This window comes from Aurantimonas sp. NFXS3 (assembly GCF_049132005.1).
Taxonomy (GTDB): domain Bacteria; phylum Pseudomonadota; class Alphaproteobacteria; order Rhizobiales; family Rhizobiaceae; genus Aurantimonas; species Aurantimonas coralicida.
In genome coordinates, this window is the sequence record NZ_JAGDDZ010000002.1 from 600,595 (window position 1) to 617,561 (window position 16,967).

The window sequence follows — 16,967 nt, forward strand, 5'->3', positions numbered from 1 at the left end:
GGAAAGGGGACCGTGGCCAAGCTGTTCCCCGGCTGCGGCGAAGCGTCCGGATCGCTGCCGTGCCGGGACGGGCGCCCGGCACGGAGTTTTGGCCGCGCCTAGAGCGCGAGTTGCAGATGTGGCCGGCCGTCCGAGGTCTTCTCGGCCGTTGCGCCGGTCGCATCCACGGTGACGGTCACCCGCCGCCGGAACGCCGAGAAACTGTCGAAGGAGACGACGTCCACCGGGGTGTCGAACTGGATCGAGGCCCGGTAGCGCCCGCTCTTGGACAGAGCGTGCAACGCGACGAGTTCGCCGGTGAAGTCGTGGCCGAGATAGCGGCCGGCCACCGTCGAGCCGATGGTGAGATCGGCGACGGAGCGACCGCGTGCGGCCAGCGCATTCAGCGTGTTCCAGTCGCGCACGCCATGCTGGCGCGCCACCAGTTCCAGGGCGGCGCTGTGGGTGAGGTCGTGGCCCGTGTCCGCCAGTCCGGCGCGCAGGCGCCTGGCCTGGGCCTTGTAGTCGGTGGCGGTCTGGGTGTGGGGCATGCCGGTCATCTGCTGAACCTTTCGAGGTCGTCGCATGCGGCGTCTTGAAGTCGGGGCTCGCGATTGCCGTCAGGCCGCATGCCAACACGATTGGCGTCACGGATGATCGGAAAGGGGATTCACCACGGCTTTCGCCCGCGAGCGGCAGGCTCCCTCGGCCCGCAGCACAGATGGAGGGTTGCGGTCGCAACGTCAAGCGCGGCGGTGTCGGCGGCATCGGCGGACCCGCCATGGTGGCGCGCGGCGGCCGGCGGCGTTACAGAAGCGGCAACGAAGGAAGAGGACGAAGCCATGCGCGCCCAGCCCAACGGATCCCATTACATCGACGGCGGCTATGTCGAGGACGAGAGCGGCGAGGCCTTCGCCAGCATCTATCCGGCCACCGGCGAGACCATCGCCGAACTGCATGCGGCCACCCCGGCCCTGATCGAGCGCGCCATTGCCGCGGCGCAGAAGGGGCAGGCCGTCTGGGCGGCAATGACCGGCGCCGAGCGCGGCCGCATCCTGCGCCGGGCCGCGGCGATCATGCGCGACCGCAACGAGGCGCTGTCGGAGCTGGAGACGCTGGACACCGGCAAGGCGCTGTCCGAGACGCTGGTGGCGGATGCCGCCTCGGGCGCCGACGCGCTGGAATATTTCGGCGCGCTGGCCGCCGACATCACCGGCGACTACATCGATCTCGGCGGCTCCTTCGCCTATACGCGCCGCGAACCGCTGGGCGTCTGCGCCGGCATCGGCGCCTGGAACTACCCGATCCAGATCGCATCCTGGAAGGCCGCGCCGGCGCTGGCCTGCGGCAATGCGATGATCTTCAAGCCCTCTGAAGTGACGCCGCTGACGGCGCTGAAACTCGCCGAGATCCTGTCCGAGGCGGGCCTGCCGGCCGGCGTCTTCAACGTCGTGCAGGGCATGGGCCCGGTCGGTGCGGCACTCGCCGGGCATCCGCAGATCGCCAAGGTGTCGGTCACCGGCTCGGTGCCGACCGGCGCGCGGGTGATGCAGGCGGCGTCGCAGACGACCAAGCACGTGACCCTGGAGCTCGGCGGCAAGTCGCCGATCGTGGTCTTCGCCGATGCCGATCTCGATGCGGCGGTTTCCGGCGCGATCCTCGGCAATTTCTACTCCACCGGCCAGATCTGCTCGAACGGCACCCGCGTCTTCGTCGAGCGCTCGGTGCGGGCCGCCTTCGTCGAGAAGCTGGTGGCGCGCACCAGGGCGATCACCCTCGGCGACCCGATGCGGGTGACCACCGATCTCGGCCCGCTGGTCTCGCGCGCCCAGTACGAGAAGGTGCTCTCCTATCTGGAGATCGGCCGGCAGGAAGGCGCGACGGTCGCCTGCGGCGGCGGCAGTGCGAAGGTCGACGGCTTTCCCGACGGCGTCTTCGTCGAGCCGACGGTCTTCACCGACGTGACCGACGACATGCGCATCGCCGGCGAGGAGATCTTCGGCCCGGTCATGTGCGTCCTCGATTTCGACGACGAGGAGGAGGCGATCGCCCGGGCCAATGCCAGCGAGTTCGGCTTGGCGGCGGGCGTCTACACCCGCGACATCCAGCGCGGCCACCGGGTCGTGGCGAAGCTGCAGGCCGGCACCTGCTGGATCAACGCCTACAATCTGACCCCAGTGGAAATGCCCTTCGGCGGCTTCAAGCGCTCCGGCATCGGGCGAGAGAACGGACGGGCGGCGCTGGAGCACTACAGCCAGGTCAAGTCCGTCTATGTCGAGATGGGCACCAGCGAAGCGCCCTACTGACGTGGTGGGGGCCGGTCACGGGACCGTCAGGGTGCAGGCGTTGACTTTCGCCCGCCGCCATTGTTCGGCTGTCTGCATGTGCGGCGAAGCAGCGAGAACCCGGCCCTGATGGCGACAAGTGCGGAGGAAGGCCGGGCTGTGCTCGTGGAACGCCTGCGCGCCGTCGCCGCGGGCGACCGCGGGGCCCTGCAGGCCGTCTATGATCTGACATCGGCGAAGCTTTTCGGCATCTGCCTGCGTATCTTGGGGGACCGCGAGGAAGCCGAGGACGTGTTGCAGGATGTGTATCTGATCATATGGCGCAAGGCCGAGAGCTTCGATGCGGGGCGGGCGAGCCCGATCACCTGGCTGGCGACGATCGCCCGCAACCGGTCGATCGACCGGCTGCGCCAGGTCGGCCCCCGCCGCGCCGACCGGCCGGTGGACGCTGCGCTGGATCTTGCCGATGGCACGCCCGACGCCTTCGAGCTGCTGCATCGCGCGCAGGAGGGGCAGCAACTCGCCGTATGCCTGGACACGCTGGAGGAGCGCGCCCGCAGTGCGATCACCGCGGCCTTTTTCGGCGGCGCCACCTATGAAACGCTGGCCGGACATGCCGGGGTGCCGCTCGGCACCATGAAGAGCCTGATCCGGCGCGGACTGCAGAAACTGAAGGGATGCCTGTCGCAATGACCGCGGCGCAAGACCACGAACGGGACGATGCGGATCTGGCCGCCGAGTATGTGCTCGGCGTCCTGGATGGCGCGGAGCGTCGTGCGGTCGAGCGCCGGGCGGCGACGGATGCCGCCTTCGCGCAGGAGATCGATGCCTGGGCCGAGCGCCTCGGACCTTTGGCGCAGACGGTGCCGGCGGTGGTGCCGCCCGCCAGCGTCTGGTCCCGCATTGCCGGTGAGATCGACTGGACGACGCGCCGTGCCGCGACCCCGGCGGCGCCGCGCGGCCGCAGGGTGTCGCCGATCTGGCAATGGCTGGGGCTCGGCGGCATGGGGCTCGCCGTCACCAGCCTGGCCATGCTCATTCTGGTCGCCGGGCGCGACCTCGCCGCACCGCCCCAGGCGCCGGGCGGGACGCTGACCGCGACGCTCAGCGCCGATGACGGCACGCCGCTCCTGACGGTGGTGATCGATACCGGCACTGCCGAGGCGACGCTGATCCCCGTCGTCGCGGCGCAGGAGGCGGGCCGGGTGCCCGAGCTCTGGCTGGTGCCGCCGGCCGGCGGTGCGCCGCGCTCGCTCGGCCTGATCGACATGACTCATCCGCTGCGGCTGGTTCTCAGCGATCCCGAATATGGCGCCACCGATGCCGCGCTCGCGGTTTCCATGGAGCCCGAGGGTGGTTCACCCACCGGCCTGCCGACGGGACCCGTCGTCGCCTCCGGCCCGCTGCATTCGATCTGATCGCCTGACAGGAACGGAACAGGCCGGTCGACCTCGCGAGAGATCGACCGGCCTGTCTGCATGTGATCGGAAGCGTCGGACCGTTGGTTTCCCGGCTCAGTCAGTCGGTCCGGTGGCCGGGCACGCGAACGCGCCGGGCTATTGTTTCTCAGAACTCGTCCCAGCTGTCGGCGACCGGCTTCGGTGCCGCACCGCCGTCGATGGTCCGCAGCTGCGTGACGCCGCGCGACGGCGCCCCGTGGCGATGCGAGGCCTGAGGCGCCGGCGAACCGCGGCGGGCGCCGGCATTGCCGGCACTGGTGCTGAACTTGGCCATGGCATGGGCCAACTCGTCGGTCTCGTTGGCCAGCGTCTGGCTGGCCGCCGTCGCTTCCTCGACCATCGCGGCGTTCTGCTGGGTCACCTTGTCCATCTGGTCGGCGGCCCCCGAGACTTCCCGCAGGCTCGTCGCCTGTTCACGGGCGCTCGATGCAATGGTCGAGATCACTTCGGCCATGGCGCTGACCTCGGTGACGATCTCCTCCAGCGACTTGCCGGACGCGGTGACCAGCTCGACGCCGGTGCCGACCTGCTCGCGGGACGTGGCGATCAGCGTCTTGATCTCCTTGGCGGCTTCCGCCGAGCGCTGGGCGAGCCCGCGCACTTCCTGGGCGACGACCGCAAAGCCCTTGCCCGCCTCGCCGGCCCGTGCCGCCTCGACACCGGCATTCAGGGCAAGCAGGTTGGTCTGGAAGGCGATCTCGTCGATGACGGAAATGATCGAGTTGATCTTCTCGGACGACTGCTCGATCTGGCCCATGGCCGCGACCGCCTTGCCGACGACCTCGCCGCCCTTCTGCGCCTTCTCGCGGGCCCCCGACGCCACCTGCTGGGCCTTGCCGGCACCCTCGGCGGTCTCGTTGACCGCCTGGGTGACTTCGCCAAGGGCTGCAACAGTCTCTTCGAGGCTGGCCGCCTGCTGTTCGGTGCGATGCGCCAGATCGTTCGACGCGGTGTTGATCTCACCGAGACCGGTACGGATCGAGGCGATGGAGGTCACGACATGGCCGATGGCCTCTTCCAGCGAGGCGACGCTGGCGTTGAACTTGGCGCGGATCGGCTCGAACTCCTCGGCCACCCTGTCCTGCATGCGCACGGTCAGGTCGCCGGCCGACAGACGCTCGAAGCCCACCTCGACGACGCCGACAAAGGCCCGCAGATCCTCAGCCTTGGCGTTGTCGAGGGCCGCCTGACGCTTCTTGGCCTCTTCCTGGCTGATGCGGGTGGCCTCGGCTTCCTCCTCCAGACGCTCCTGGTCGATGGCGGTCTGCTTGAAGACCTGCACGGCGCGGGCCATCGCGCCGATCTCGTCGGCGCGTTCCTGGCCGTGGACCTCGACCGAATGGTCGCCGGTCGCCAGCGTGCCCATGGTCGCGGTCAGGCGCTGGATGGCGCCGCCGAGGGAACGGGCGAACAGCATGAAGCCGAGAAGCGACAGGAGCGACACGACCAGCGTGCCGACGATGGTGGACCAGAGCGCGGCGCTGCGGCCCGCGGCCATGGCGCTGACGTCGGAGGCGACTTCCAAGACGCCGATATTGGTGCCGGAATAGTTCGTCAGCGGGATCGCGGTGGCCGCATAGCTGACATTGCCGACATCGGCGATCTTCTCCACCGTGGTGCCGCCATAGACCGTCTGCACTTCCGACAGGTCGAGCAGGCCTTCCGACGCCATGGTCGAAGCCTGGGTGACGAAGCCCTCGTCGGTGAAGATCTTGACGGTGAGCGCGGCGTTGCGGCTCTCGGCAAGGCGCGCGAAATACTGCTCGGTCAGCTTGGTGCCGATATCGACGATACCGACGACGACGCCGTTGCGGATCACCGGAGCCGAGGCGAACATGCTGACGGCGGTGCGGCCCGGCTCGATGCCGGCCGTCATCTGGCCGCCGGCGATCGCCGCTTCCACCATCTTGCGCCGGCCGGCGAGCTTGTCGCCGAACTTGCCGGGCTCGTGGATGCGCGCCACGACGGTAGTATCGGCCTGGCTGAAGGTGATGAGCTGCATCGCGCCCTTTTCGACGATCTCTTCGTAATTGCCGCCGTAGCGCGCCAGCAGCGCATCGCGGTCGTTCGCCATCACGAGGTCGGCGACGCCGGGATCGGCAGCCAGCGCCAGCGCAAGGGCCGAGGCGGCGCGCTTCTGGGCCTCGATGTCGGCCATCACGAAGGACAGATCATTGGCCATCTCGGCATGGATATTGGCGTCGTTCATCACCGCCTGGCGATACCAGGCGAGGCCACCGATCATGCAGCTGGCAAACAGGACGGCGGCAAACCCGTAGGCGGTAATGCGGATCCAGAGCGGTCGTGCGACCTCGGCCTTGGTCTTCATCGTCTCGAACTTCTTTCGCGGGTCTGACGCCTGCCGGTAGTGTCGCGGCGTCGGGAAATGATCATCGGCACACAGGAATTTGATCAACAGCACTTAACAATGTGCGAACGCGCCGCGGTTGCTTTCGATTTGCCCGGAGCCTGACGCAAGGTTGGCGCGGCGGGCGCTGTTCGCGGTCTTTGTAAGCCGGTCGATCAGCCATGGCGCGGGGTCGGCCGATGCGGTAACGCTGCCCCGATGAGCAAGCTCTTTTCCGTCATCTTCCTGCTTTTGATGATCGCCCATCTGATCCGGCCCTTCGGCGTGCCGGGGCTGCGCAAGCGCGGCGATTTCTGGAAGCTGGCGCTTCTGGGCATCTTCGCCTTCATGGCGACGGTGCTGATCCGGCCGCAATAGTCGCGCCGCGCCGGCAGACCCCCGGCAGACAAACGCGGCCGTCCCCACACGCCACCTTGACGGATGCCTCGGCGCGGTCGCAACGTCGCGCATGTATCGCGACGAAGGGGGTGGACCTTGCCGGACGATCAGCCGCTCAGCCTGCATGTGCCCGAGCCCGAGGTCCGGCCCGGCGGAACCCCCGATTTCAGCGGCGTGAAGATCGCCCGGGCCGGCACGGTGCGCCGCCCGCCGGTCGACGTCGATCCGGCCGAGATCCGCGATCTCGCCTATTCGATCATCCGCGTCCTCAACCGCTCCGGCGAGGCGGTGGGCGAATGGGCCGGCACGCTGAGCGACGAGGAGGTCCTGGCCGGGCTGAAGACGATGATGCGGGTGCGCGCCTTCGACCGCCGCATGCTGATGGCCCAGCGCCAGGGCAAGACCTCGTTCTACATGCAGTGCCTCGGCGAGGAGGCGATCGCCTGCGCCTTCCGCAAGGCGCTCGGCCCCGGCGACATGAACTTTCCGACCTATCGCCAGCAGGGGCTGCTGATCGCCGACGATTATCCGCTCGTCGACATGATGTGCCAGATCTATTCCAACCGCCGCGACCCGCTGAAGGGCCGCCAGCTGCCGATCATGTATTCGTCGAAGGAACACGGCTTCTTCTCGATCTCGGGCAATCTGGCGACCCAGTTCGTGCAAGGCGTCGGCTGGGCGATGGCCTCGGCGATCAAGGGCGATCACCGCATCGCCGCGGCCTGGATCGGCGACGGCTCGACGGCTGAGAGCGACTTCCACTCGGCCATGGTCTTCGCCTCGACCTACAAGGCGCCGGTGGTCCTCAATATCGTCAACAACCAATGGGCCATCTCGACCTATCAGGGCATTGCCCGCGGCGGCTCGGGCACCTTTGCGGCCCGCGGTCTCGGTTTCGGCATTCCCTCGCTGCGGGTCGACGGCAACGACTATCTGGCCGTCCACGCGGCGTCCAAATGGGCCGTCGAGCGGGCCCGCCGCAATCTCGGCCCGACGCTGATCGAATGGGTCACCTATCGCGCCGCCGCCCATTCCACCTCGGACGATCCCTCCGCCTATCGTCCCAAGGAGGAGAGCGACGCCTGGCCGCTTGGCGATCCGGTGAAGCGGCTGAAGAATCATCTGATCCTAAAAGAGGTCTGGAGCGAGGAGCGCCACGTCCAGGCCGAGGCCGAGATCGACGCCGAGATCCTCGCCGCCCAGCGCGAGGCCGAGACCCACGGCACGCTCCACACCGGTCCGCGGCCCTCGGTGCGCGACATGTTCGAGGGCGTCTACGAGGAGATGCCGCCGCATCTGCGCCGCCAGCGCCAGCAGGCGGGGTACTGACGATGCGCACGGCAGGGCGGAACGGCCGGGCAGGCCCCGGCGGCGAACGCAGGAAAGGTTGCTGACGCCATGGCGCGCATGACCATGATCGAGGCGATCCGCGACGCCCATGCGGTGAAGATGGCGGAGGACGACAATGTCGTCGTCTTCGGCGAGGACGTCGGCTATTTCGGCGGCGTCTTCCGCTGCACCGCCGGGCTGCAGGAGCGCTTCGGCAAGAACCGCTGCTTCGACGCGCCGATCAACGAGAGCGGCATCGTCGGCACCGCCATCGGCATGGCCGCCTATGGCTTGCGGCCGGTCGTGGAGATGCAGTTCGCCGATTACGTCTATCCGGCCTACGACCAGATCGTCTCGGAGGCGGCGCGGCTGCGCTATCGCTCGGCCAGCGACTTCACCGCGCCGATGGTGGTGCGCATGCCGACCGGCGGCGGCATCTTCGGCGGCCAGACCCACTCCCAGTCGCCCGAGGCGCTGTTCACCCATGTCGCCGGCCTGAAGACGGTGGTGCCGTCCAACCCCTACGACGCCAAGGGCCTGCTGATCGCCGCCATCGAGGACAACGACCCGGTGATCTTCCTGGAGCCCAAGCGGCTCTATAACGGCCCCTTCGACGGCCATCACGACCGGCCGGTGACGCCCTGGTCGAAGCACCCGCTGGGCGAGGTGCCGGAGGGCCGCTACACCGTGCCGCTCGGCAAGGGCGTGGTGCGCCGCGAGGGCGCCGGGGTCACCGTTCTGGCCTATGGGACCATGGTGCATGTCGCCATCGCGGCGGCCGAAATGGTCGGCGTCGATGCCGAGATCCTCGACCTGCGCACCCTCGTGCCCCTCGATCTCGACCTGATCCGGCAATCGGTGGAAAAGACCGGCCGCTGCGTCGTCGTCCACGAGGCGACGCTGACCTCGGGCTTCGGCGCCGAGCTCTGCGCCCTCGTCGAGGAGAATTGCTTCTATCACCTCGAGGCGCCGATCCTCAGGGTCGCCGGCTGGGACACGCCCTATCCGCACGCCCAGGAATGGGACTATTTTCCCGGTCCGGCGCGGGTCGGGGCGGCCCTCAGACAGGTCATGGAGGGCTGATCATGGGCACCTACACGATCAAGCTGCCGGATGTGGGCGAGGGCGTCGCCGAGGCCGAGCTCGTCGAATGGCACGTGAAGATCGGCGATGTGGTGCGCGAGGACGCGGTCCTTGCCGCCGTGATGACCGACAAGGCGACGGTCGACATTCCCTCGCCGGTGGACGGCACCGTCGCCTGGATGGGCGGCGAGATCGGCGAGACGCTGGCCGTCGGATCGCCGCTGGTGAAGCTCACCGTCGACGGGGAGGGCGGCACCAACGAGCCCGATGAGAACCCCGACGAATTGGTCGCGACAAGCGAGGACGCGCCGCGTTCGCCCTCGGCCGAACGGGCGCCCGGACCGGCCGACCGCAAGGCCGCGACCAGCGACGACGATGCCGCCAAAGCGAACGAAGTGTCCGCAGATAAGCCGGCAAAGCCGTTGAGTAGCGGTTCCTCTGGCGCATCGCCGGCTACCCCGGCCCGGCCGAAGGCGCAACGACCCGCGTCCGCCTCGCCGGCGCGCAAGCCGGGCGAGCGTCCGCTGGCCTCGCCGGCGGTGCGGCGCCGGGCCATGGAGGCCGGAATCGATCTGCGCCGGGTCGCCGGCAGCGGTCCGGCGGGCCGGATCGGCCAGGACGATCTCGATGCCTATCTCGACGGTGGCGCCGCCGAGCCGTCCGCGGGCGGCGGACTGCAGGCCGACAGTTCGGTCACCGAGATCAAGGTGGTCGGCCTCAGGCGGCGCATCGCCGAGAAGATGGCGCTGGCCAAGAGCCGCATCGCCCACATCACCTATGTCGAGGAGATCGACGTCGAGGCGCTGGAGGATCTGCGCGCCGCGATGAACCGCGACCGCCGCGACGACCGGCCGAAACTGACGCTTCTGCCCTTCCTGATGCGGGCCATGGTCATCGCCATCCGCGAGCAGCCGGCGCTGAACGCGCTCTATGACGACGAGGCCAACATCCTGCACCAGCATGGCGGCGTGCATATCGGCATCGCGGCCCAGACCGGCGCCGGGCTGGTCGTGCCGGTGGTCCGCCATGCCGAGGCGCGCGACCTGTGGAACTGCGCCGGCGAACTGGGCCGGCTCGGCGAGGCGGCGAAGTCCGGCACCGCCAAGCGCGAGGAACTGTCCGGCTCGACCATCACCATCACCTCCCTCGGGGCCATGGGCGGCATCGTCACGACTCCGGTGATCAACCATCCGGAAGTCGCCATCGTCGGCGTCAACAAGATCGAAATCCGTCCGGTCTGGGACGGCACCCGCTTCGTGCCGCGCCGGCGCATGAATCTCTCCTCCAGCTTCGACCACCGGGTGATCGACGGCTGGGACGCCGCCCGCTTCGTCCAGCGCATCAAGGCACTTCTGGAAACCCCCGCGATGATCTTCGTCGAGGAGCGGCCATGACCGACATTTCCTGCCAGCTCCTGGTGATCGGCGCCGGCCCCGGCGGCTATGTCGCCGCCATCCGCGCCGGCCAGCTCGGCCTCGACACGGTGATCGTCGACGACCGCAAGCCCGGCGGCACCTGCCTGAATATCGGCTGCATCCCGTCCAAGGCGCTGATCCATGCCGCCGACGAATATTTCCTGCTGCGCGAGGCGGCCCGTGGCGTCGCGATCCCCGGCATCACGGCCGCCGAGCCGGGCCTCGACTGGGGCGAGATCGTCGACTGGAAGGACGGCATCGTCAACCGCCTGAACAACGGCGTCACCGGCCTCCTGAAGCGGGCCAAGGTGAAGCTCGTTTCCGGCCGCGCCCGCTTTCTCGACGGCAAGACGGTCGAGGTGACGGGCGAGACGGGCACCCAGCGGATCGCCGCCGAGAATGTCGTCATCGCCACCGGCTCGGTGCCGGTCGAACTGCCCTCGCTGCCTTTCGGCGGCAAGGTGATCTCCTCGGCCGAGGCGCTGAGTCTCGCCGCGCCGCCGGAGCGTCTGGTGGTGGTCGGCGGCGGCTATATCGGCGTCGAACTCGGCACCGCCTTCGCCAAGGCCGGCTCGACTGTGACCATCGTCGAGGCGACGGCGCAGATCCTGCCGCTCTACGATGCCGAGCTCGTCCGGCCGGTGCGGGCGCGGCTCGAGGCGCTCGGCGTCGAGATCCTGACCGAGGCGAAAGCCATGGGGCTGGCCGGCGAGGGGGGCGACCTCCTCGTGGAAGGTGCCGATGGCAGCGAGCGCCGGCTTGCCGCCGACCGGGTGCTCGTCACGGTCGGGCGCAGGCCGCTCACCGACGGCTGGGGCCGCGAGGAACTGGTGCTGGAGATGGACGGGCCCTTCCTGCGGGTCGACGAACAGCGCCGCACCGCCATGCGCGGCGTCTATGCCATCGGCGATGTCTGCGGCGAGCCGATGCTGGCCCACAAGGCGATGGCCGAGGGCGAGATGGTCGCCGAGATCGTCGCCGGCGCGCGGCTCGCCTGGGACAAGCGCGCCATCCCGGCGATTTGCTTCACCGATCCGGAGATCGTCACCGTCGGCCTGTCGCCGGAAGAGGCGAAGCGGCAGGGCCATGAGACCAAGATCGGGCTCTTCCCCTTCCAGGCCAATGGCCGGGCGATGACCCTTGCCCGCGACGACGGCTTCGTGCGGGTGGTGGCGCGGGCCGACAATCACCTGGTGCTCGGCATTCAGGCCGTCGGCGCCGGTATCTCCGAATTGTCGGCCGCCTTTGCGCTGGCGCTGGAGATGGGCGCCTGCCTCGAAGACATCGCCGGGACAATTCACGCCCATCCGACCCAAGGGGAAGGATTTCAGGAGGCCGCCTTCAAGGCGCTGGGCCACGCCATCCACATCTGAGCGGGGCCGGGCGGGCCGGCTCTGCGTGCCGCTGTTTGATACCGGGTGCCGGCTGGTGTAGAGACCCGCCTTCGGGACGATAGCAGGCAAGGCCGGACATCATGGATCGCATTCGCATTCGCGGCGGCAACGAGCTCAACGGGACGATACCCATCTCGGGCGCCAAGAACGCGGCGTTGCCGCTGATGATCGCGTCGCTGCTCACCGACGACACGCTGACGCTGGAAAACGTGCCGCATCTCGCCGATGTCGAGCAGCTGATCCGCATTCTCGGCAATCACGGCGTCGATTATTCGGTGATCGGCAAGCGCTTCCGGCAGCAGCCGGGTCTCGGCCGCACCATCCATTTCGACGCGCGCAACATCGTCGACACCACCGCGCCCTACGAACTCGTCTCCAAGATGCGGGCAAGCTTCTGGGTCATCGGCCCGCTTCTGGCGCGCATGCACAAGGCCAAGGTCTCGCTGCCGGGCGGCTGCGCCATCGGCACACGGCCGGTCGACCTGTTCATCGACGGCCTGCGGGCGCTCGGCGCCACCATCGACATCGATGCCGGCTATGCCGTGGCCGAGGCCAAGGGCGGCCTTGTCGGCGCGCGCTATGTCTTCCCGAAGGTCTCGGTCGGCGCGACCCACGTCCTGTTGATGGCCGCGACGCTCGCCAAGGGTCAGACGGTTCTGGAAAACGCCGCGCGCGAGCCGGAAGTCGTCGACCTCGCCACCTGCCTCTCGGCCATGGGCGCCAGGATCGAGGGCGCCGGCACCGGCACCATCACCATCGAGGGCGTGCCGGCCCTGTCGGGCGCCCGCCACCGGGTGCTGCCGGACCGCATCGAGACCGGCACCTATGCCATGGCCGTGGCGATGACCGGCGGCGACGTGACCCTGACCGGCACCAATGCCCAGCTCCTGCAGACCGCGCTCGGCAGCCTGAAGGGCGCCGGCGTCACCGTCGATCCGGTTGAGGACGGCATCCGGGTCTATCGCAATGGCGGCGGCATCGCGCCGGTCGACGTCGTCACCGACCCCTATCCGGGCTTCCCGACCGATCTGCAGGCGCAGATGATGGCGCTGATGACCCGCGCCGAGGGCACCTCGCACATCACCGAGACGATCTTCGAGAACCGCTTCATGCATGTGCAGGAACTGGTCCGGCTCGGCGCCCGGATCACCTTGTCCGGGCAGGTCGCGACGATCGAGGGCGTCAACCGCCTCGTCGGCGCACCGGTCATGGCGACAGATCTGCGCGCCTCCGTGTCGCTGGTGATCGCCGGCCTCGTCGCCGAGGGCGAGACGACGATCAACCGCGTCTATCATCTGGATCGCGGCTTCGAGCGGCTGGAAGAAAAGCTGAGCGCCTGCGGCGCCGACATCGAACGCGTCTCGGCCGGTTGAGGATCGGGGGCCGGGCGAGGGTCGATCCGACGCCGTCGGCGGTCCCCTTGGCGGCCGTCCTCGACCGGCGCATATTGCTTTTTTTCGCGTTTGCCCCGATCTAAGGCACCGATCCCCATTCCGTCGCCGCGTCAGTGCGGCGGTTCGTCTCGTCGCGAAGCCTGACGCTTCGCGCCCTCACACACGATCAAGGCACGACATCATATGGCAAAAGAAGAAGTTCTCGAGTTTCCGGGCACGGTGACAGAGCTGTTACCCAACGCGACGTTCCGGATCAAACTCGAGAACGAGCACGAGATCATCGCCCATACGGCGGGCCGTATGCGCAAGAACCGCATTCGCGTCCTGACCGGCGACAAGGTGCTCGTCGAGATGACGCCCTACGACCTGACCAAGGGTCGCATCACCTACCGCTTCAAGTAAGTCGGCAAGGGCATGAGTACCAAAGCGGCGCGCCCCGTGCTCGTTCTCGCCTCGGGTTCGCCCCGGCGGCTGGAGCTGCTTGCGCAGGCCGGTATCGAGCCGGACCGCCTGCTGCCGGCCGATATGGACGAGTCGCCGCTGCGCAACGAGCATCCGCGTTCGCTGGCCAAGCGCCTGGCCAAGGCGAAGGCCGAACTGGCCGTGCGCGCCCTGCGCGAGCTCGACGTGCCCGGTCCGCGCTTCGTCCTGGCGGCCGACACGGTGGTGTCGGTGGGCCGGCAGATCATGCCCAAGGCCGAACTGGCCGACGACGCGATCGCCAATCTGCGCACGCTGTCGGGACGCACGCACCGCGTCTATACCGGCGTTGCGCTGGTCGGCCCGAGCGGCTCGCTGCGCCAGCGCCTGATCGAGACGCGCGTCCGCTTCAAGCGGCTGTCGCGCGAGGACATCGATTGCTACATCGCCTCGGATGAATGGCGCGGCAAGGCCGGTGGCTATGCCATCCAGGGTCTGGCCGGCAGCTTCGTGGTGCGCCTGATCGGCTCCTACACCAGCGTCGTCGGCCTGCCGCTCTACGAGACGCTCGCGCTGCTCGCCGGCGAAGGCTACGACATCCACAACCGGTGGAAGGCCGCAGCGGGCCAGACGGAAACGGCATGAACGCGATCGGTGCGAAGGTGACGCCGCTTCGTCCCAAGCGGCAATGCCCCGAATGCGGCAATCCGTCTGATCGGGCGAGCTATCCGTTCTGCTCGCCGCGCTGCAAGGCGATCGACCTCAATCGCTGGCTGAGCGGCAGCTACGTGATCCCAGGGACCGAGGAAGAGCCCTCGGCGCCGGATACCGGCGAAGAGAACTGACGGCGGCGCGCGTCGCCGTGACGATGGCCGAAGCCGGACGGAACGGGCCGGCGATCCCTAGTCCTTGACCGATCCCACCAGCACGGCATTGCCGTCCTCGACGCGGTTCCAGCGGCCGGGATCGGCAACGCTCTGGCGCTTCAGGAAGCGGTAGGGCGTGTCCCGCCAGGCCACGACCCGGCGATCGAGATTGTCGAGGATGAACTCGCCGCGCTGGGTCCTGAGCGTCAGGATGGCGTGGCCTTCGCCATCGCGCTTGCGCACGACGGTGAGGAGCAGATTGCCCAGATCGATCCCCGTGCGCTCGTGCAGGATCTTGCGCTTCAACAGGGCGTAGTCCTCGCAGTCGCCCTCGTTGCTCTCCGGGGGATAGGTCCAGCGCTCTTCGACACCGTAGAGCTCGTGATCCGACTTGGCGGTGATGCGGCGGTTGATCTCGGCATTGGTCTCGGCCACGGCGCTGATCAGCTCGGGGGTCAGCTTGACCGGCTCGACGGTCTGGCCGGCCACACGGTCGCTGGCGGGTCGGCATTCGTCGGGATGGGTATGGCAGAACAGCCGGTGTCCGACCGGCGGCGTCGTGGTGACCCCGACCACCATGAACGGCCCGCGTGCTTCCGCCATGACCGATCCGGTCTGTACTGTCAGGCAAAGCAGTATCGTGGCGCCAATTGCGCGTATAGACCCCATCCGTACCCCGCTCGGACGAACAACCCTCTCTGGTCTTGATGGTGTTGGGGATGCGGAAAACTGTCAACGCGACCGGCGTTGCTGCGGCGCATCATTTTCCAGCCACGCACAAGCTGCGGCCGGTTTCCGCATGGAAACGACAGCACGAACAGGCATTTGGGTGCGACCCGTAGCAGGCTAATCGACGGAAACCATGGGAGTTTCTCGATCCGGCCGCTGGCTTTGTGACAAATTCACAACAGCCGGGAGGCGAACGCCTTCGCGGGTGCAGAATCGGTGGAACCTTTACGCGCCGTCGCGGAATGCGGTCACGAGATCGGACACCGCGCGGCCGATCAGCGCCAGATCCTGCGGCCGGGACAGGCGGTGATCGCCGTCCTTGACCAGCGTCATGATCGTTCCGGAGAAGGGTAGGTGGGTGACCAGCTCCATCGCATGGGAGAACGGCACGTCCTTGTCGGCCATGCCCTGGATGATGGTCACCGGGCAGCCCGTCTCGATCAGGTCGGTCATCACGAGATTGTCCCGGCCGTCCTCGAACAGGGCGCGGGTGTAGAGGTCGGGCTCGGGTGAATAGTCGGACGGCTTGGTCAGCACACCGTCGCGCGCCAGCGCCTCGCGCTGGGCGGCGTCGAGCTTCGGCATCATCAGCTTCTCGGTGAAGTCGGGGGCCGGGGCCAGCAGCAGCAACCCGGCGATCCGTTTGCGGTCGCCGGCCGCTCGCGCCATCTGCGTCAGCCGCAGGGCGACCCATGCCCCCATGGACGAGCCGACGAGGATGGCCGGCCCGTCGACCGCGGCGTCGATCACCGCCTTCGCGTCCTCGACCCAGCGGCTGATCGTGCCGTCCTCGAAGCGACCGCCGGATTCGCCATGGCCGGAATAGTCGAGCCGGCAGAAGCCGAGACCCTCGCGCTGCGCCAGTTCGGCGAGATACTCTGCCTTCGTGCCGCGCATGTCGGAACGGTAGCCGCCGAGCCAGACGAGGGTGGGCCCCGCGCCGGCCTGGGTGCGGTAGGCGATGCGCCGCGCGTCCGTGCCGACGGTCAGGGTCCGGGGCGTGTCGGCAGAGGGTTCGGCGCGCATGAAGATGATCCGTTCTGGTGACTCTACGGCGCCCGACGCGCCCGTTTGGGGCCCCCGGCGCATTTTCTCGACCCGCGGGGCGTGCCAATTGGCCCCGCCGATGCTATATACGCCCCACTGAAGGACCCGCATCGTGGGTGATCGTTGATCGGTTCCGCCGTTCGTTCGAGGAACCCGATCCGACGCCGCGTGTTGTCCCAGAGCCGTCTTGCGTCGTCAACAACAGGAGTCAACGACCATTCGCAGACCATTCCGTGCACCACCGACCCAGAACACGGGACCGCGTTCCAACAAGGATATTCGCGTTCCTCAGGTCCAGTTGATCGACGCCGACGGTGAAAACCGCGGCCCGACCGCGACCTCTGAAGCGCTTGCCATGGCTGAGGAAGCCGGCCTCGATCTCGTCGAGATCGTGCCGACGGCCAACCCGCCTGTCTGCAAGATTCTCGACCTGGGCAAGCTGAAATACGAGACCCAGAAGAAGTCGGCCGAGGCGCGCAGGCGCCAGAAGACCATCGAGGTCAAAGAGATCAAGATGCGGCCGAACATCGACGAGCACGATTACGAGACCAAGATGAAGTCGGTCCGCCGCTTCTTCGACGAGGGCGACAAGGTGAAGGTCACCCTGCGCTTCCGGGGTCGCGAAATGGCGCACCAGGAACTGGGCATGCGTCTGCTCAACCGGGTTCGCGAAGAGACCGGCGAGATCGCCAAGGTCGAGGCCGAGCCCAAGCTCGAAGGCCGGCAGATGATGATGGTTCTCGCCCCGCGCGGCTGAGATCGATCGTCGATCGGTAGACATGCAGAAAGCCGGCATCCCTCGGGGGAGCCGGCTTTTTCT

General features: G+C 68.1%; 17 protein-coding genes. 13 read left to right on the forward strand and 4 right to left on the reverse strand.

Annotated elements, in window-relative coordinates:
* Nucleotides 1-98: 98 nt before the first annotated feature.
* Nucleotides 99-530: a glyoxalase superfamily protein gene (locus J3367_RS07985; protein WP_024349569.1), complete on the reverse strand. Its 432-nt coding sequence runs from the start codon at nt 528-530 to the stop codon at nt 99-101.
* Nucleotides 531-821: 291 nt separating this feature from the next.
* Between J3367_RS07985 and betB the strand changes: the two genes are divergently transcribed.
* From betB to J3367_RS08000, 3 genes are all read left to right on the forward strand, one after another.
* The gene (betB, locus tag J3367_RS07990; protein WP_024349570.1) at nt 822-2,285 is read left to right on the forward strand and encodes a betaine-aldehyde dehydrogenase; all 1,464 of its coding nucleotides are present in this window, start codon (nt 822-824) and stop codon (nt 2,283-2,285) included.
* 144 nt (nt 2,286-2,429) lie between these two features.
* Nucleotides 2,430-2,957 carry a sigma-70 family RNA polymerase sigma factor gene (locus J3367_RS07995; protein ID WP_244495365.1) on the forward strand — a complete coding sequence of 176 codons (528 nt, stop codon included), beginning with the start codon at nt 2,430-2,432 and terminating at the stop codon, nt 2,955-2,957.
* Complete coding sequence (locus tag J3367_RS08000; RefSeq protein WP_024349572.1) at nt 2,954-3,682, forward strand: anti-sigma factor; 729 nt, start codon at nt 2,954-2,956, stop codon at nt 3,680-3,682. Before J3367_RS07995 ends, J3367_RS08000 begins: the two co-directional genes overlap by 4 nt.
* A gap of 148 nt (nt 3,683-3,830) precedes the next feature.
* Here the strand turns inward: J3367_RS08000 and J3367_RS08005 are convergent, their stop codons facing one another.
* Nucleotides 3,831-6,053, reverse strand: a complete 2,223-nt coding sequence (locus tag J3367_RS08005; RefSeq protein WP_029702810.1) for a methyl-accepting chemotaxis protein — start codon at nt 6,051-6,053, stop codon at nt 3,831-3,833.
* Between the two features lie 237 nt (nt 6,054-6,290).
* Here J3367_RS08005 and J3367_RS08010 point away from each other — a divergent pair, with 237 nt between their 5' ends.
* The 9 genes from J3367_RS08010 (at nt 6,291) to yacG (ending at nt 14,350) form a co-directional block, all read left to right on the forward strand.
* Nucleotides 6,291-6,449 carry a hypothetical protein gene (locus J3367_RS08010; RefSeq protein ID WP_169513616.1) on the forward strand — a complete coding sequence of 53 codons (159 nt, stop codon included), beginning with the start codon at nt 6,291-6,293 and terminating at the stop codon, nt 6,447-6,449.
* A 63-nt stretch (nt 6,450-6,512) separates the two neighbouring features.
* Nucleotides 6,513-7,799 carry a 3-methyl-2-oxobutanoate dehydrogenase (2-methylpropanoyl-transferring) subunit alpha gene (locus tag J3367_RS08015; protein ID WP_373279268.1) on the forward strand — a complete coding sequence of 429 codons (1,287 nt, stop codon included), beginning with the start codon at nt 6,513-6,515 and terminating at the stop codon, nt 7,797-7,799.
* 69 nt (nt 7,800-7,868) lie between these two features.
* Entirely contained in the window at nt 7,869-8,882 is a 1,014-nt protein-coding gene (locus tag J3367_RS08020; protein ID WP_024349575.1) for an alpha-ketoacid dehydrogenase subunit beta, read from the forward strand.
* 2 nt (nt 8,883-8,884) lie between these two features.
* Nucleotides 8,885-10,276: a dihydrolipoamide acetyltransferase family protein gene (locus J3367_RS08025; protein WP_024349576.1), complete on the forward strand. Its 1,392-nt coding sequence runs from the start codon at nt 8,885-8,887 to the stop codon at nt 10,274-10,276.
* Complete coding sequence (lpdA, locus tag J3367_RS08030) at nt 10,273-11,670, forward strand: dihydrolipoyl dehydrogenase (protein ID WP_024349577.1); 1,398 nt, start codon at nt 10,273-10,275, stop codon at nt 11,668-11,670. Before J3367_RS08025 ends, lpdA begins: the two co-directional genes overlap by 4 nt.
* Nucleotides 11,671-11,771: 101 nt before the next feature.
* Nucleotides 11,772-13,064, forward strand: coding sequence for a UDP-N-acetylglucosamine 1-carboxyvinyltransferase (murA, locus tag J3367_RS08035; RefSeq protein WP_024349578.1), 1,293 nt, complete (start codon nt 11,772-11,774; stop codon nt 13,062-13,064).
* A 204-nt stretch (nt 13,065-13,268) separates the two neighbouring features.
* Nucleotides 13,269-13,487 carry a translation initiation factor IF-1 gene (gene infA / locus J3367_RS08040; protein WP_024349579.1) on the forward strand — a complete coding sequence of 73 codons (219 nt, stop codon included), beginning with the start codon at nt 13,269-13,271 and terminating at the stop codon, nt 13,485-13,487.
* A 12-nt stretch (nt 13,488-13,499) separates the two neighbouring features.
* Nucleotides 13,500-14,150, forward strand: coding sequence for a Maf-like protein (locus J3367_RS08045; RefSeq protein ID WP_029702811.1), 651 nt, complete (start codon nt 13,500-13,502; stop codon nt 14,148-14,150).
* Nucleotides 14,147-14,350: a DNA gyrase inhibitor YacG gene (gene yacG, locus J3367_RS08050; protein WP_024349581.1), complete on the forward strand. Its 204-nt coding sequence runs from the start codon at nt 14,147-14,149 to the stop codon at nt 14,348-14,350. Before J3367_RS08045 ends, yacG begins: the two co-directional genes overlap by 4 nt.
* A gap of 57 nt (nt 14,351-14,407) precedes the next feature.
* On the opposite strand, the gene J3367_RS08055 is transcribed toward yacG, so the two are convergent.
* Nucleotides 14,408-14,974 carry a transglutaminase-like cysteine peptidase gene (locus J3367_RS08055; protein WP_244495366.1) on the reverse strand — a complete coding sequence of 189 codons (567 nt, stop codon included), beginning with the start codon at nt 14,972-14,974 and terminating at the stop codon, nt 14,408-14,410.
* A gap of 351 nt (nt 14,975-15,325) precedes the next feature.
* Complete coding sequence (locus tag J3367_RS08060; protein WP_024349583.1) at nt 15,326-16,126, reverse strand: alpha/beta fold hydrolase; 801 nt, start codon at nt 16,124-16,126, stop codon at nt 15,326-15,328.
* A gap of 238 nt (nt 16,127-16,364) precedes the next feature.
* Here J3367_RS08060 and infC point away from each other — a divergent pair, with 238 nt between their 5' ends.
* Entirely contained in the window at nt 16,365-16,904 is a 540-nt protein-coding gene (gene infC, locus J3367_RS08065; protein WP_024349584.1) for a translation initiation factor IF-3, read from the forward strand.
* Nucleotides 16,905-16,967 lie beyond the last annotated feature (63 nt).

What these genes read in the sequence shown, in the direction of transcription:
- J3367_RS07985 (WP_024349569.1), bottom strand. Translation starts at nt 530, where the DNA reads ATGCCCCACACCCAGACCGCCACCGACTACAAGGCCCAGGCCAGGCGC.
- betB (WP_024349570.1), top strand. Translation starts at nt 822, where the DNA reads ATGCGCGCCCAGCCCAACGGATCCCATTACATCGACGGCGGCTATGTC.
- J3367_RS08000 (WP_024349572.1), top strand. Translation starts at nt 2,954, where the DNA reads ATGACCGCGGCGCAAGACCACGAACGGGACGATGCGGATCTGGCCGCC.
- J3367_RS08005 (WP_029702810.1), bottom strand. Translation starts at nt 6,053, where the DNA reads ATGAAGACCAAGGCCGAGGTCGCACGACCGCTCTGGATCCGCATTACC.
- J3367_RS08010 (WP_169513616.1), top strand. Translation starts at nt 6,291, where the DNA reads ATGAGCAAGCTCTTTTCCGTCATCTTCCTGCTTTTGATGATCGCCCAT.
- J3367_RS08015 (WP_373279268.1), top strand. Translation starts at nt 6,513, where the DNA reads ATGCCTCGGCGCGGTCGCAACGTCGCGCATGTATCGCGACGAAGGGGG.
- J3367_RS08020 (WP_024349575.1), top strand. Translation starts at nt 7,869, where the DNA reads ATGGCGCGCATGACCATGATCGAGGCGATCCGCGACGCCCATGCGGTG.
- J3367_RS08025 (WP_024349576.1), top strand. Translation starts at nt 8,885, where the DNA reads ATGGGCACCTACACGATCAAGCTGCCGGATGTGGGCGAGGGCGTCGCC.
- lpdA (WP_024349577.1), top strand. Translation starts at nt 10,273, where the DNA reads ATGACCGACATTTCCTGCCAGCTCCTGGTGATCGGCGCCGGCCCCGGC.
- murA (WP_024349578.1), top strand. Translation starts at nt 11,772, where the DNA reads ATGGATCGCATTCGCATTCGCGGCGGCAACGAGCTCAACGGGACGATA.
- infA (WP_024349579.1), top strand. Translation starts at nt 13,269, where the DNA reads ATGGCAAAAGAAGAAGTTCTCGAGTTTCCGGGCACGGTGACAGAGCTG.
- J3367_RS08045 (WP_029702811.1), top strand. Translation starts at nt 13,500, where the DNA reads ATGAGTACCAAAGCGGCGCGCCCCGTGCTCGTTCTCGCCTCGGGTTCG.
- yacG (WP_024349581.1), top strand. Translation starts at nt 14,147, where the DNA reads ATGAACGCGATCGGTGCGAAGGTGACGCCGCTTCGTCCCAAGCGGCAA.
- J3367_RS08055 (WP_244495366.1), bottom strand. Translation starts at nt 14,974, where the DNA reads ATGGCGGAAGCACGCGGGCCGTTCATGGTGGTCGGGGTCACCACGACG.
- J3367_RS08060 (WP_024349583.1), bottom strand. Translation starts at nt 16,126, where the DNA reads ATGCGCGCCGAACCCTCTGCCGACACGCCCCGGACCCTGACCGTCGGC.